Genomic DNA, 13,632 nt, shown 5'->3' on the forward strand with positions numbered 1-13,632 from the left:
AGCAATCATCCAGAATAATCGCTTATACTAATACAACACAGAATTTTATTAAGATACTTTAAAGGAGATCTAAATGGCACTCGTATCACTCAGACAACTACTCGATCATGCGGCTGAAAACGGCTACGGCTTGCCGGCATTCAACGTCAATAATCTGGAACAAATCCAAGCGATCATGCAAGCAGCGGATGAATGCAACAGCCCGGTCATCATGCAAGGTTCCGCCGGTGCGAGAAAATACGCCGGTGAAGCTTTTCTGCGTCATTTGATTGCAGCGGCAGTTGAAGCGTATCCGCATATCCCGATCGTCATGCACCAAGATCATGGTGCATCGCCTTCGGTATGCGTTAACGCGATTCGCAGTGGTTTCTCGAGTGTCATGATGGACGGTTCCTTGCAAGCCGATGCTAAAACACCATCCACCTACGAATATAATGTTGATGTAACAGCAGACGTTGTGAATACTGCACATTCCGTCGGCGTATCCGTGGAAGGCGAACTGGGTTGCTTGGGTTCTTTGGAGTCGGGCATGGGCGAAGCTGAAGACGGTCACGGTGCGGAAGGTGTGTTATCGCATGACCAACTGTTGACTGATCCGGAAGAGGCGGCTGACTTTGTGCGTAAAACCGGTGTCGACGCCTTGGCGATTGCAATCGGCACCTCGCATGGCGCGTATAAATTTACCCGTAAACCTACCGGCGATATTCTGGCGATCCAACGTATTAAAGAAATCCATGCGCGCATTCCTAATACACACCTGGTGATGCACGGCTCCAGCTCGGTTCCGCAAGAATGGCTGGAAATCATCCGCAAATTCGGCGGCGACATCAAGGAAACCTATGGCGTGCCGGTTGAAGAAATTCAGGAAGGCATCAAATACGGTGTACGTAAAGTCAATATCGATACCGATATCCGCCTGGCGATGACCGGTGCGATTCGCCGCAGCCTGGAAACCGACAAAAGCAACTTCGATCCACGTAAATTCCTGAAAGAAGCGACCGCTGCCGCCAAAGAGATTTGTAAAGCACGCTTCGAAGCCTTCGGCTGCGCCGGACAAGCCAGCAAAATCAAAGCCATTTCGCTGGAAGACATGGCGAACCGCTATGCCAAAGGTGAATTGAACGCGGTTATTAAGTAATTAAATCTCAGTAGCATTCAAAATAACCCTATGGTTGATTGTGCAGCTTGCATTATCAATCGTAGGGTTACTCATAATATCTTCGCGCTATATTTCAAAATATTCGGAAGAATGGTGGCAAGTTTTGTAATAATGATCATATCTCAGCGACTATGATTCATTTTTAGGTGGAACATATCCCACCGCCTGTTCTGCGCCTTCCCCAAAGAAATGTGCTTCCATTTGTTCCGCCAGGTATTTGCGGGCTTTCGGATCGGATAGATTTAAGCGGTTTTCGTTGACCAGCATGGTTTGGTGTTTGATCCATTGATTCCAGGCTTCTTTGGAAACATTTTCAAAAATCCGTTTGCCGAGCTCACCAGGATAAGTTTGGAAATCCAGACCTTCGGCCTCGCGGCCTAATTTAATGCATTTAATCATTCGTGCCATTGTGAGTATGTCCTAGAGAAAGCGGCATTATGAAACGTTCGTTTCGTTACGTAAACTGTTCGTTTAATTTTCCGGTTAATCACTGAGGTGCTTGATCAGTACTTTCGAACGGCGCTGATAATTATATAAATTTTGTTTGGTTCTCGGTAATTCGTCAGGTGTGGCCACGTTGAACCCGTGTTCAATAAACCAGTGTGTGGCATGGGTAGTGAGCACGAATAATTTGTGGATGCCTTGTGCATCTGTTTTATTCTCGATGTATTTGAGCAAGCGTTCGCCATGTCCCCGGTTGCGGTAATCCGGGTGAATCGCCAGGCATGCGAGTTCGCTGGCCTGTTCTTCCGGGAATGGATAAAGCGCGGCGCAACCAAGGATGATGCCATCGTGTTCGAAGACGGTAAACCGGTCGATTTCAATTTCCAGCAATTCGCGGCTGCGTCTGACCAGAATGCCTTCGGTTTCGAGCGGTTCGATCAACTGTAAGATACCGCCAACGTCCTCGATTTTTGCTTTTCTGAGGGTTTGTAACGATTCTTGTGTGATCATGGTGCCGATGCCATGGTGTGTGAAGAGCTCGTGCAAAATGGCGCCATCGCAATGACGGCTGATCAAATGCGCGCGAGTGACGCCCATGTCGCAAGCTTTAGTTGCCGATTGTAATGCGGGCAGGATGGTATCCGGTATTAAGGATGCCTGAGTCGGAATTTTATGTTCCAGCAATAATTTGCTTTCGGCAACCGTCAATTCGCGTGGTAACGGAGCGATCTTGTTTTCAGCAGAAGCTGTGCAGTCGGCAGTATCCAGTAGGAAAATCAGTTTTTCGGCATGGAGTGCGATGGCGGTTTCGGTGGCGACATTTTCCATCGTCAAGTTAGAAATCTCACCTGTGGGTGAATAACCGAGTGGTGAAATCAGCACCACGTCACCTTGTTCCAGCCGTGAATGAATGGCTTGCGCATTAATCTTGCGCACTTTGCCGGTATGCATCAGATCAACGCCTTGAATGACGCCGCAGGGACAAGCGGTGACAAAGTTGCCGCTGGTAACGCGAATCGAGGCATTGGCCATCGGCGAATTTGGCAGCCCCATTGATAACAACGCAGCGATTTCGTGATGAATGCGCCCGACCGACTCCTTGACGCATTGCAGCGCGGCGGCATCGGTAACGCGCATGCCCATGACTGTTTGCGTGTCCAATTGTAATTCATCCAAGCGCAATTGAATTTGCGGTCGGGCGCCATGAACCAGAACCAACCGGACGCCGAGGCTGGCGAGTAAGTTGATATCGTGAATGAAATTGACGAATTGTGCATCGGTGATCATTTCACCGCTAAAACCGATGACAAAGACCTTACCGCGAAAGGTATGAATGTAGGGCGTTACTGAACGAAACCATGCGACAAATTCAGCGGTTGTATCCGGTTTATTATTTTCGACTGTCATCAGTAATCCCCCCAGAGCGCTTGCATCGCGGCAATTGCCGCTAAAGCGGCGCTTTCCGTACGCAAAATGCGATTGCCCAGATGCAGCGGTACAAAGCCCGAATGCGTCATCGCTAATTCTTCGTCCGCGGTGAATCCACCTTCCGGCCCTATAATAAGGGCCACTTTAGCATCGGTGACCGGCTCAGGTATATCTTTCAAGCTTTTTGTCGCCGTGGTGGATAACATGATTAGGATATCTTGCACGGTGCGGTTCATTTTTTTCTGACTCAACCATTCTGACAGAGTGATCATCGGATCTATTGGCGGGACTTGATTTCTGCCGCATTGTTCACAGGTTGAAATGGCGATCTTTTGCCAGTGTTGCAGACGCTTCCCGGAACGTTCGTTCGACAGATGCACAATGCTGCGGGCGGTGGATACCGGTTGGATGCGAGACACGCCGAGTTCGATTGATTTTTGTATGATCCAGTCCATTTTCTCATTCACGCAGATGGCTTGGGCGAGTTCGATTTGTAATGGGGATTCCCGGTTTGTGTCTTGGAAACTGTCGACAAATACCACGATGCGGTCTTTGCTGATGATATCGATTCGCGCGCGAAACTCACCGCCGTGACCATTGAATAGCGTGATCGGATCGCCATTTCTAAGACGTAATACACGTGCGGCATGATGTTTATTATCAGCCGATAATTCAATCATCTGTCCAACGGTGATTGCTTCAGGATGGTAGAAACGAGCGTGCATGATTAATGCCGTTGCCTGGATGCGGCAATTTCAACAAATAGAGTCATGATAATATAACATGTTATGCACCCGGTATTGATGAGGCAATACGATTGATTCCGATACGTGTTAAACCGGGAACAGTTTCTATAATATTTTTAATCATTGGAGTAAGTATATGGCAAGTTTGGAAACACCAGTTTGTGATTTTGGTTGGAGAGCGATCGATTTTGATTTGTTGGGCGTCGATGGCAAACGTTATAGCCTGGCTTCGGCAAAAGGGGAAAGCGGACTCTTGGTCATGTTTATTTGCAATCATTGTCCGTATGTCAAGGCGGTGCAGGATCGCATTATCCGTGATGTTAATGAGTTGAAACAGCACGGTATCAATGCCATTGCCATTATGTCCAACGACCCGGCGGATTATCCGGAAGATTCTTTTGAGAACATGAAACTCGTGGCTCAACAATTGAATTATCCGTTCCCGTATGTTTGGGATGAAACGCAAGAAATTGCGAAGAAATATGGCGCGGTATGCACCCCGGATTTTTTTGGATTCAATAACAATCTGGAATTGCAATATCGCGGACGCCTCGATGCATCGCGTAAAGAAGCGGCGCCTGCGGATGTGCGCCGGGATTTATTCGAAGCAATGCTGCAAGTTGCAAAGACCGGTCACGGTCCGGCCGAGCAAATTCCCAGTATCGGATGTTCGATTAAATGGCGTACGGAGTAGATGTGCTAGAAAAAGTGATTGCGGCAGTCAGAGAAGTCGCTCAGGAAGTTATTATGCCGCGCTATTTGCGTGTAGGCCGGCAAACCAAAGCGGATGGAAGTTTTTTTACCGAGGCGGATGTGGCTGCGCAAAATGCGTTATTGGATCGGTTGCAGAAAATCCATCCAGCGGCGGCGATGGGTGAGGAAATGACCGAAGCGGAGCAGCAAGCTGAATGGATTAAAGGGAAATCGGGGTTATGGAGCGTCGATCCGATCGATGGGACATCCAATTTTTATAACGGTTTGCCTTACTTCGCCACATCCGTGGCATACATGGAACAAGGACAGAGCGTTCTCGGCGTGATTTATAATCCCGTAACGGATGAGATGTTTTATGCGACCAAAGGTAATGGCGCATTTTTAAATGGTGTCGCATTACCTCTCAAGAAACATGCACCACCAATGTCGAGTGCGATGGCGAATGTGGATCTGAAGCGGCTGGATCGGGCATTTGCTGCCAGAGTGGCCGCGTATCCGCCGTTTGCGTCGCAGCGGAATTTCGGTGCTTGCGCATTGGAGTGGTGTTATACCGCTGCCGGTTATTTTGATTTGTACTTGCATGGTGGGCAGAAACCATGGGATTACGCTGCGGGTTCTCTAATCCTGGCGGAAGCGGGCGGCAATCTATGTGGCTTTGAACACGATGATTATTGGACGAGTCCGCCATGGCATCGCTCGGTGATAGCCGCATTGGACCCGGTATTATTTGTACAATGGCGTGATTGGGTGCGGGAAAATCGCAAAAAATAGGTACTTGAATTGAAAATTATTATTCTGGGCGCCGGCCAGGTGGGCACGTCCGTTGCGGAGAATCTGGTTAGTGAAGCGAACGATATTACGATGGTCGATATTGACCCGAAACGTCTGGCGCTATTGCAAGATCGATTGGATTTGCGCACGGTTGTGGGCGATGCTTCGCATCCTTCGGTGCTGGTCAGCGCTGGCGCGCATGATGCGGATATGATATTGGCCGTCACCGAGCACGATGAAACTAACTTGGTCGCTTGTAAACTCGCCGCCTCATTATTTAATACGCCCACGAAGATCGCCCGCATTCGGTCCACTGAATATCTGGAGCACCCGGAAATTTTCTCGGCTGAGAATTTTTGTGTTGATTTTGCGATTTGTCCTGAGCAAATTCTTACGGAATATATCGAGAAGCTGATCGAATTTCCGGAAGCGCTGCAGGTGCTTGATTTTGCCGCAGGGGAAGTGAGCTTGGTAGCGGTGAGAGCGTTGCAGGGCGGATTGCTGGTCGGTCAACAGTTACAGGAATTGCGAAAACATGTACCGAATGTTGATACGCGGGTCGCGGCTATTTTCCGCAAAGATCGCCCCATTATTCCCGAGGGGGATACTGTCATCGAAGCGGAGGACGAAGTATTTTTCATCGCGGCGACTGAAGATATTCGCACGGTCATGAGGGAGTTGCGAAGAATGGACGAACCGGTCAAGCATGTGATGATTGCCGGCGGTGGAAAAATTGGCAGACGTCTTGGCGGTACATTGGAGAAAGACTATCAGGTCAGAATTATCGAACGTAATTACCAAGCTTGCGAGCGATTGGCCGGGGAACTTAGCGATGCATTGGTGCTGCATGGGGATGCGACGGATGAAACCTTGCTGGAAGACGAGAACATTGCTGAGATGGATATGTTTTGCGCGCTGACCAATGACGATGAAAATAACATTATGTCAGCCCTGCTGGCAAAACGTATGGGGGCGCATAAGGTTATTGCATTAATTAATCGCAGCGCCTATGTTGATTTGGTGCAGAGTAGCGGGATTGATATTGCGATTTCACCGGCGCAAGTAACGATCGGTTCGTTACTGGCTTATGTCCGTCACGGTGATGTGGCTGCCGTGCATAGTCTGCGACGCGGCGCGGCGGAAGCTTTGGAGCTGGTAGCGCATGGCGATGCGAAATCGTCCAATGTCGTCGGACGCAGGATCGATGAAATTAAATTGCCAAAGGGTGCAACGATAGGGGCTATTGCTCGTGGATTGCCAAAAACAGAAGGATTGTTCGGTGAGCATTTCGCCAATGAGCCAGATGTAGGCGCGATCAAAGTTGTTATTGCACACCACGATACGGTGATTGAGTCGGAAGATCATGTGATTTTGTTTGTGATCAATCGCAAGATGATCCGGGAAGTGGAAAAGCTGTTTCAGGTTAATGTTGGCTTTCTGTAGAAAAAGTATCCATGTTTCGACTGTTTGTTGTTGTTAACGTACTCGGCAAAATGGTGTTGGTGTTCGGATTGACGATGTTAATTCCACTTTGTCTGGCGCTATGGGGAGATGATGGCGCAGCGTTTGTTTTCGAACAATCGATTTTAATTACGCTTGGTTGCGGTTTGATGATGTGGCTGCTTACACGTCGATTCAAACGCGAATTGCAGACCCGTGACGGTTTCTTGCTGGTTGTGCTGGTGTGGTCGGTGCTGCCGGCCTTTGCGATGCTGCCATTCCTGTTTTATTTACCGGACCTGAATCTCAGTATGGCCTATTTTGAGGCGGTTTCAGGCTTAACTGCGACAGGCGGTACTGTTTTGTCCGGATTGGACAAATTACCACCATCTGTCAATTTATGGCGTGGAGAAATCGTTTGGCTTGGGGGAATGGGATTAATCGTTTTGGCAGTCGCAATCTTGCCGCTACTGGGAGTGGGGGGACGTCAGCTGTTAAATGCCGAGATTCCTGGGCCAATGAAGGAAAATAAGCTGACTCCGCGTATTGCCGAAACGGCTAAGGGATTGTGGTCTATTTATGCCTGTTTGACACTGACTTGCATCGTTGCTTATAAATGGGCTGGTATGGAATGGTTTGATGCTGTGATGCATGCTTTTACAACATTAGGATTGGGAGGTTTCTCGTCGCACGATGCAAGCTACGGTTACTGGAATTCTCCAGTGATTGAAGCGGTTGCAATTTTTTTTATGCTGATTGCCGGGATTAATTTTGCAACACATTTTCTTGCTTGGCGAGCAAAAAGCCTAATTCCCTATCGCTATGATTCCGAAGTAGGCTGGTACCTGATGATTATTTTGATCAGTTGCTTGGGGCTGGCTTTCTATTTGTGGTTTACCGGGGTTTATCCAGAACCATTATCCGCATTCCGCTATGCTGCTTTCAATATCGTTTCGGTAGCGACAACGACCGGTTATAGCAATACCGACTATAGTCTTTGGCCTATATTTATTCCGTTATGGATGTTGTTTTTATCGGGCTTCTGTACTTCTTCCGGTTCAACGGGGGGGGGTATCAAGATGATACGGGCACGGATTTTGTACCAGCAAGTGTATCGCGAAATTATTACGATCATGCACCCCAATGCGGTGATTCCGGCAAAATTAGGTCGGAGCCTGTTAGCGAATCGAGTGATTCTCGCAGTGTTGGTGTTTTTGTTCGTGTATGCCACTAGCGTAGTTGTAATGACACTGATACTGACGCTGAGTGGATTGGATGTAATTACTTCCTTTTCCGCAGCGGTTGCTTGCCTTAATAATCTAGGTCCCGGCCTTGGAAGCATTGGACCAGCATCAACTTATGCATCGCTGTCCGATTTTCAGATTTGGATTTGTAGTTTTGCCATGTTATTGGGTCGATTGGAGTTTTTTACCGTGTTGGCAATATTCATTCCTGCATTCTGGAGAAAATAGCGTTTGTTTTTTGTAATCGAAACATTTTGCTTGCAGAATTGTAGGTCCGCTGACTCATTTTCATGAGAGAAATGCTCCAAAAATTAGTTAGGGCGCGTAAGAAAAGCTATCTTTTAAATATTTCATTAGATTAGTAATAGGGAGTTTGAGTGGACAATACCGATGTCTTAAAAGGCATTAAGGTCATGGTAATCGACGACAGTAATACAATTCGGAAAAGCACTGAGCTTTTTTTGCGGCCTTTGGGGTGTGATGTCATTTTGGCCGAGGATGGTTTCGTGGCAATGTCGAAAATTGTAGATAATCAACCCGATATTATTTTTGTTGATATAACAATGCCGCGATTAGACGGGTATCAGGCATGCATGTTAATTAAGAAAAATCCAATCTACCAATCGATTCCTGTAATCATGCTTTCCAGTAAAGATGGTTTATTTGATAAGGCTCGGGGCAGGCTGGCAGGTTCGGATGGATATTTGACTAAACCATTTACTGCAGAGGGTTTATTGAGCATAATACGTACCCATACTTTACGGCAGAGTTAGTTTGCATGTTCTTAGGTTCATCCAAATTATTAGAACCGACGTTGGAAATATGCGATTAATTTATGTTTTAAAAGTATAAACAGGCTACTTTCAACATAAGTCCATTTTTTGGGGAAGGTGATTTTATGACAAATGACTTGACTTTGGACCCCAAGGTCGACTAGCCTGAGAGGCGTAGCGAAATTAGGGACGGAAGAGATTCTAATGTAGCTGCCGAATTATAAGCAGTACTAATTAATTAGTATTAGAAGTAGTAGAAGAAAAGAGAAGTAGTTTTGATTAACAGATAGGAGGTATAGAGATGGCAACAACGTATGGCACAACGAGTGGCGCGTCGAGCGCGAGCTATGACATGTCGCTGTGGTACGATTCCAAGTACTACAAACTGGGCATGGCGACCATGCTTCTGGTAGCGATATTTTGGATTTGGTACCAAAGGACCTTTGCGTATTCGCACGGGATGGACTCAATGGAACCGGAATTTGACAAAGTGTGGATGGGACTGTGGCGAGTGCACATGACCCTGATGCCGTTGTTTGCGTTGGTAACCTGGGGTTGGATATTGAAGACCCGTGACACCAAAGAACAATTGGACAACCTGGACACCAAACTGGAAATGAAACGTTATTTCTACTGGATGATGTGGCTGGGTGTGTATTTGTTTGGTGTTTACTGGGGCGGCAGCTTCTTCACCGAGCAAGATGCAAGCTGGCACCAAGTGATTATTCGTGACACGAGCTTCACGCCAAGTCACGTAGTGGTGTTTTACGGCTCATTCCCGATGTACATTGTATGCGGCGTTGCTTCATACCTGTACGCGATGACCCGTCTGCCACTGTACAGCCGCGGCACATCGTTCCCGTTGGTAATGGCGATTGCTGGCCCATTGATGATTCTGCCGAACGTAGGTTTGAACGAATGGGGTCATGCATTCTGGTTCATGGAAGAGCTGTTTAGCGCGCCATTGCACTGGGGATTTGTGATTCTGGGCTGGGCAGGTTTATTCTCGGGCGGTATTGCAGCGCAAATCATCACCCGTTACTCTAACCTGACCGACGTAACCTGGAATGGTTCAAGCAGAGAGATTCTGAACAATCGCATTGTTCCTTAATTTCTGAGCGGGATAGCCATGCCTGTATAGGATACGGGCATGGTAGAAGAAGTTAAGGCACTAAAAGTTATGGAAACGTACTGAAGGTTGACGATAAAAGAGGAAGTAAAGGGATCGTCGAAGGTTTTCATATTTAATATCACACGAAATGAAGAAGGGAGGGTCTAGTGAGTAGAACAGACGAAATTTTAGCAGCGGCAAAGATGCCGCCGGAAGCGATCAGGATGTCCAGATATATCGACGCGATATATTTTCCGATTCTGTGTATTTTGTTGGTAGGTACATTCCACATGCACTTCATGCTGTTGGCAGGTGACTGGGACTTCTGGCTTGATTGGAAAGACCGTCAATGGTGGCCGGTAGTAACACCGATTGTAGGTGTTATGTATTGTGCGGCACTGCAATACTATTTGTGGGTAAACTATCGTTTATCGTACGGTGCGACACTGTGTATCGTATGTTTATTGGTAGGCGAATGGCTGACCCGTTACTGGGGTTTCTACTGGTGGTCACACTACCCGTTGAACTTCGTACTGCCATCAACGATGATACCTGGCGCATTGATGCTGGATACCGTTCTGTTATTGACAGGTAACTGGCTGATCACGGCACTGGTGGGTGGTGGATTCTGGGGATTATTCTTCTATCCTGGCAACTGGCCGATTTTTGGACCGACCCACTTACCGCTGGTAGTAGAAGGCGTACTGTTATCAGTAGCTGACTACACAGGCTTCTTATATGTACGTACCGGAACACCGGAATATGTACGCCTGATTGAACAAGGCTCACTGCGTACCTTTGGTGGTCACACGACGGTAATTGCGGCATTCTTCTCAGCGTTTGTATCGATGTTGATGTACTGCGTATGGTGGTACTTTGGCAAGATCTACTGCACCGCTTTCTTCTATGTTAAAGGAGAAAGAGGACGTATTTCTATGAAGAATGACGTAACAGCGTTTGGTGAAAAAGGCTTTGCACAGGGGATTAGATAATGAATATAAGAAGCATATTTAAGCTGGGCGTATTGGGCCTGTATGGAGCGGCGATTGGAGCGGCCTCACTGGCGCTGACGCTGACGATAGATGTTAAGACAGCGGCGGCACATGGTGAACGTTCGCAAGAACCGTTTCTTCGTATGCGTACGATTCAATGGTACGATCTGAAATGGCAACCGAAAGTCACCAAAGTGAACGACATTGCGACGATCACCGGTAAATTTCACTTGGCGGAAGATTGGCCACGTGCGGTAGGTAAACCGGAACGCGCATTCTTCAACATTGGTAGTCCGAGCCCGGTGTTTGTACGTTTGAGCACCAAGCTGAACGGTGAACCGACGTTTATTTCTGGACCGTTGCAAATTGGTCGCGACTATGAATTTGAAGTCAGACTGAAAGCGAGGATTCCAGGACGCCATCATATGCACGCGATGGTAAACGTAAAAGAAGCGGGCCCGATTGCAGGACCGGCATCTTGGATGAACATTTCAGGCAACTGGGATGACTTCACCAATCCGGTAACCACTCTGACAGGCAAAACCATTGATCTGGAGACATTCAACTTCAGCAATGGCGTGTTCTGGCACTTGGTATGGTTAGGCTTAGGCTGTTTCTGGATTGGCTACTATGTAGCACGTCCGATGTTCCTGCCACGTAGCCGGGTACTGTTAGCATACGGTGACGAACTGCTGTTGGATCCAATGGATCGTAAAGTAGGTATGGCAGTCGCGATTCTGACCTGTGCGCTGGTATGGGGCGGTTATCGTTATACCGAGAGCGTTCATCCATACACAGTTCCGATCCAAGCGGGTGAATCGAAGGTAGAACCGATGCCAATCGCACCGAATCCGGTAGCGATCAAGGTAACGCATGCTAACTACGACGTACCTGGACGCGCACTGCGTGTGACGATGGAAATCACCAACAATGGTGACTCGACCGTTAACATTGGAGAGTTCACGACAGCGGGTGTTCGTTTTGTAAACGACTTGGGACGTAAATATCTGGATCCTGACTATCCACGCGAACTGGTAGCGACCGGTTTGACGATGGATGATGACAGAGGGATTGAACCAGGAGAAACCCGTGAAGTTAAAATGGAAGCCAAAGACGCGTTGTGGGAAGTACAACGTTTGATGGCGCTGTTGGGTGACCCGGAAAGCCGCTTTGGTGGTTTGTTAATGACATGGGATGACGAAGGCAATCGTTATATTAACAGTATTGCTGGCGCAGTAATTCCAGTCTTTACCAAGCTATAAGATAGAGCGAGTCTAAACACCGGTACACCACTGTCGCAAGACAGCCGGTGTACCGGTTTTTTTATATGGGTAGAGAATAAAGAAAACTTAAGGTGCAACAAAGAATGCAGACAAAAGAACTGGCAAAAATAGAGGCACTAACTCGAAGGGAGGATTTGTCGTGGTCAGGCAAATAGTATGCGCAGGGACTGCGGCCTTTATGCTTGTTATGACACTTTATACAAGCACAGCTGGCGCACATGGCAAGGTTGCTATGGAAGATGATAATTGTATGCGCCGGATAGGCGAAAACATGATTCATTTGAGCGCTTATCAACCCCAGGAAGATGAAGAAGGGCATTACTGCACGGATATACCTAAAGCGGGTAACACAATCTTGGTTATAGACTTGGTAGACCCGGCACTGAGAGAAATGCCGATCGGAATAAAGATGATCAAGGGCGACAAAGTAGAGGGGGGCGAAACCGTCACAGATCTGCGCCCGGCGGTATATCAGGATGGAGTTATCAGCATGCAGAAGGCGCTGGAACAAGGTAAATACCTCATACAAGTAACTGCTGAAGGTGTGCCGCCACTGCACTATGAATATCATCTACGCGTTGAAATGATCAATTATGCGGATGTATTTAGAGCGACGATAGGACCGCTGATTGGCCTATTGCTGACTGCCATACTTGGGTATAAACTCATCCGGTCAAGACGATTCAGGGATTGGATGGCATCACGAGGCTCGAAGAGAACTGAAAAAGGCGATGAAGGAGAAAAGTCATCGGCAGTCGACGCAGAAAAAACATCAATCAACAAACAAACTAAAGACGGGGAATCCTAGCGATGTTAGTAGAAAGAATTGCGACAATAAAGCAAATAGTAATAATGGCCATAGTGGCGGTAACTGTCATGTTTACATCCCAAGTACAAGCGCATGGTGGATTGGCGTTAGCGGATGACATGTGCATATTGACAATAGGTCCTTACCGGATGCACTTTACGGGCTACCAGCCATTATCGCAAGAAGAAGAGTTTTGCGAAGACATACCGGAGATTGGCAAAACAGTAATAGCGCTGGATTATATACAAGAAGAACTGAGACCGTTAACGACCGAAGTCCGGATAATTCGTGACACGGGCTCGGAAGCGAATCTGGATGAGATCACGGTATTTCATATACCGCCCAAGGTATATCCGACGGCTTCCATCACGATAGACCATACGTTTCCGGAGAAAGGAAAGTTTGTAGGGTTGGTGACGGTGACAGGCGGACCGCAAGAGTATGTATCGCGATTTCCGTTCTCGGTGGGGGAAGGACGGCCGACATCTAAAATAGTAATCATTGCACCGATAGTGCTGGTGCTTGCCGGTGTTGCTTTCTTCTTTATGAGACGCAAAAATAATCCCGATGGAGCCAGTCCTGCTTAGGTAAATCGCATTCCTCTAGCTGAAGCACAGTATGCGTGGTGATTAACGTACCGAAACCTTTGCACGGTTATTACTATGCGGCACGGTAATTGCGTTAAAAATTTGCGAAAAATGCTCATTTACCCCGTGTAA

Annotated in this window: 14 protein-coding genes; 11 read left to right on the forward strand and 3 right to left on the reverse strand. The window is 47.5% G+C overall.

Going from position 1 to position 13,632, the window contains the following annotated elements; genetic code table 11:
• Window positions 1–73: 73 nt before the first annotated feature.
• Window positions 74–1,138: a class II fructose-bisphosphate aldolase gene (gene fba / locus KF839_RS11215; RefSeq protein ID WP_292917933.1), complete on the forward strand. Its 1,065-nt coding sequence runs from the start codon at window positions 74–76 to the stop codon at window positions 1,136–1,138.
• A 150-nt stretch (window positions 1,139–1,288) separates the two neighbouring features.
• Here fba and KF839_RS11220 read toward each other — a convergent pair whose 3' ends face one another.
• From KF839_RS11220 to KF839_RS11230, 3 genes are all read right to left on the reverse strand, one after another.
• The gene (locus KF839_RS11220; protein WP_292917934.1) at window positions 1,289–1,567 is read right to left on the reverse strand and encodes an oxidative damage protection protein; all 279 of its coding nucleotides are present in this window, start codon (window positions 1,565–1,567) and stop codon (window positions 1,289–1,291) included.
• Between the two features lie 75 nt (window positions 1,568–1,642).
• Window positions 1,643–3,010, reverse strand: a complete 1,368-nt coding sequence (gene argA, locus KF839_RS11225; protein ID WP_292917935.1) for an amino-acid N-acetyltransferase — start codon at window positions 3,008–3,010, stop codon at window positions 1,643–1,645.
• Window positions 3,010–3,756: a 16S rRNA (uracil(1498)-N(3))-methyltransferase gene (locus tag KF839_RS11230; protein ID WP_292917936.1), complete on the reverse strand. Its 747-nt coding sequence runs from the start codon at window positions 3,754–3,756 to the stop codon at window positions 3,010–3,012. The genes argA and KF839_RS11230 overlap by 1 nt, the downstream gene beginning before the upstream one ends.
• A gap of 157 nt (window positions 3,757–3,913) precedes the next feature.
• Here KF839_RS11230 and KF839_RS11235 point away from each other — a divergent pair, with 157 nt between their 5' ends.
• From KF839_RS11235 to KF839_RS11280, 10 genes are all read left to right on the forward strand, one after another.
• Window positions 3,914–4,471, forward strand: a complete 558-nt coding sequence (locus tag KF839_RS11235; protein WP_292917937.1) for a thioredoxin family protein — start codon at window positions 3,914–3,916, stop codon at window positions 4,469–4,471.
• Between the two features lie 2 nt (window positions 4,472–4,473).
• Window positions 4,474–5,262, forward strand: coding sequence for an inositol monophosphatase family protein (locus KF839_RS11240; protein WP_292917981.1), 789 nt, complete (start codon window positions 4,474–4,476; stop codon window positions 5,260–5,262).
• 9 nt (window positions 5,263–5,271) lie between these two features.
• Window positions 5,272–6,705, forward strand: a complete 1,434-nt coding sequence (trkA, locus tag KF839_RS11245) for a Trk system potassium transporter TrkA (RefSeq protein ID WP_292917938.1) — start codon at window positions 5,272–5,274, stop codon at window positions 6,703–6,705.
• Between the two features lie 11 nt (window positions 6,706–6,716).
• Window positions 6,717–8,174, forward strand: coding sequence for a TrkH family potassium uptake protein (locus KF839_RS11250; protein ID WP_292917939.1), 1,458 nt, complete (start codon window positions 6,717–6,719; stop codon window positions 8,172–8,174).
• 185 nt (window positions 8,175–8,359) lie between these two features.
• Window positions 8,360–8,719: a response regulator gene (locus KF839_RS11255; protein WP_416362365.1), complete on the forward strand. Its 360-nt coding sequence runs from the start codon at window positions 8,360–8,362 to the stop codon at window positions 8,717–8,719.
• A gap of 301 nt (window positions 8,720–9,020) precedes the next feature.
• Window positions 9,021–9,830, forward strand: a complete 810-nt coding sequence (locus KF839_RS11260) for a methane monooxygenase/ammonia monooxygenase subunit C (RefSeq protein WP_292916423.1) — start codon at window positions 9,021–9,023, stop codon at window positions 9,828–9,830.
• Window positions 9,831–9,997: 167 nt separating this feature from the next.
• Window positions 9,998–10,822, forward strand: a complete 825-nt coding sequence (locus KF839_RS11265) for a methane monooxygenase/ammonia monooxygenase subunit A (RefSeq protein ID WP_292916424.1) — start codon at window positions 9,998–10,000, stop codon at window positions 10,820–10,822.
• A complete protein-coding gene (locus KF839_RS11270; protein ID WP_292916425.1) occupies window positions 10,822–12,084 on the forward strand; it encodes a methane monooxygenase/ammonia monooxygenase subunit B in 1,263 nt (420 codons plus the stop codon). Before KF839_RS11265 ends, KF839_RS11270 begins: the two co-directional genes overlap by 1 nt.
• Before the next feature lie 208 nt (window positions 12,085–12,292).
• Window positions 12,293–12,913, forward strand: a complete 621-nt coding sequence (locus tag KF839_RS11275; RefSeq protein WP_292917941.1) for a hypothetical protein — start codon at window positions 12,293–12,295, stop codon at window positions 12,911–12,913.
• Window positions 12,914–12,915: 2 nt separating this feature from the next.
• Window positions 12,916–13,500 carry a hypothetical protein gene (locus KF839_RS11280; RefSeq protein ID WP_292917942.1) on the forward strand — a complete coding sequence of 195 codons (585 nt, stop codon included), beginning with the start codon at window positions 12,916–12,918 and terminating at the stop codon, window positions 13,498–13,500.
• Window positions 13,501–13,632 lie beyond the last annotated feature (132 nt).

Origin of the sequence: Nitrosomonas sp., assembly GCF_019635155.1 — a bacterium.
Lineage (GTDB): Bacteria > Pseudomonadota > Gammaproteobacteria > Burkholderiales > Nitrosomonadaceae > Nitrosomonas.

Coding starts and splice junctions, on each gene's coding strand:
- fba (WP_292917933.1), top strand. CDS start 74: ATGGCACTCGTATCACTCAGACAACTACTCGATCATGCGGCTGAAAAC.
- argA (WP_292917935.1), bottom strand. CDS start 3,010: ATGACAGTCGAAAATAATAAACCGGATACAACCGCTGAATTTGTCGCA.
- KF839_RS11280 (WP_292917942.1), top strand. CDS start 12,916: ATGTTAGTAGAAAGAATTGCGACAATAAAGCAAATAGTAATAATGGCC.
- KF839_RS11270 (WP_292916425.1), top strand. CDS start 10,822: ATGAATATAAGAAGCATATTTAAGCTGGGCGTATTGGGCCTGTATGGA.
- KF839_RS11255 (WP_416362365.1), top strand. CDS start 8,360: ATGGTAATCGACGACAGTAATACAATTCGGAAAAGCACTGAGCTTTTT.
- KF839_RS11230 (WP_292917936.1), bottom strand. CDS start 3,756: ATGCACGCTCGTTTCTACCATCCTGAAGCAATCACCGTTGGACAGATG.
- KF839_RS11260 (WP_292916423.1), top strand. CDS start 9,021: ATGGCAACAACGTATGGCACAACGAGTGGCGCGTCGAGCGCGAGCTAT.
- KF839_RS11250 (WP_292917939.1), top strand. CDS start 6,717: ATGTTTCGACTGTTTGTTGTTGTTAACGTACTCGGCAAAATGGTGTTG.
- KF839_RS11275 (WP_292917941.1), top strand. CDS start 12,293: ATGACACTTTATACAAGCACAGCTGGCGCACATGGCAAGGTTGCTATG.
- KF839_RS11220 (WP_292917934.1), bottom strand. CDS start 1,567: ATGGCACGAATGATTAAATGCATTAAATTAGGCCGCGAGGCCGAAGGT.
- KF839_RS11235 (WP_292917937.1), top strand. CDS start 3,914: ATGGCAAGTTTGGAAACACCAGTTTGTGATTTTGGTTGGAGAGCGATC.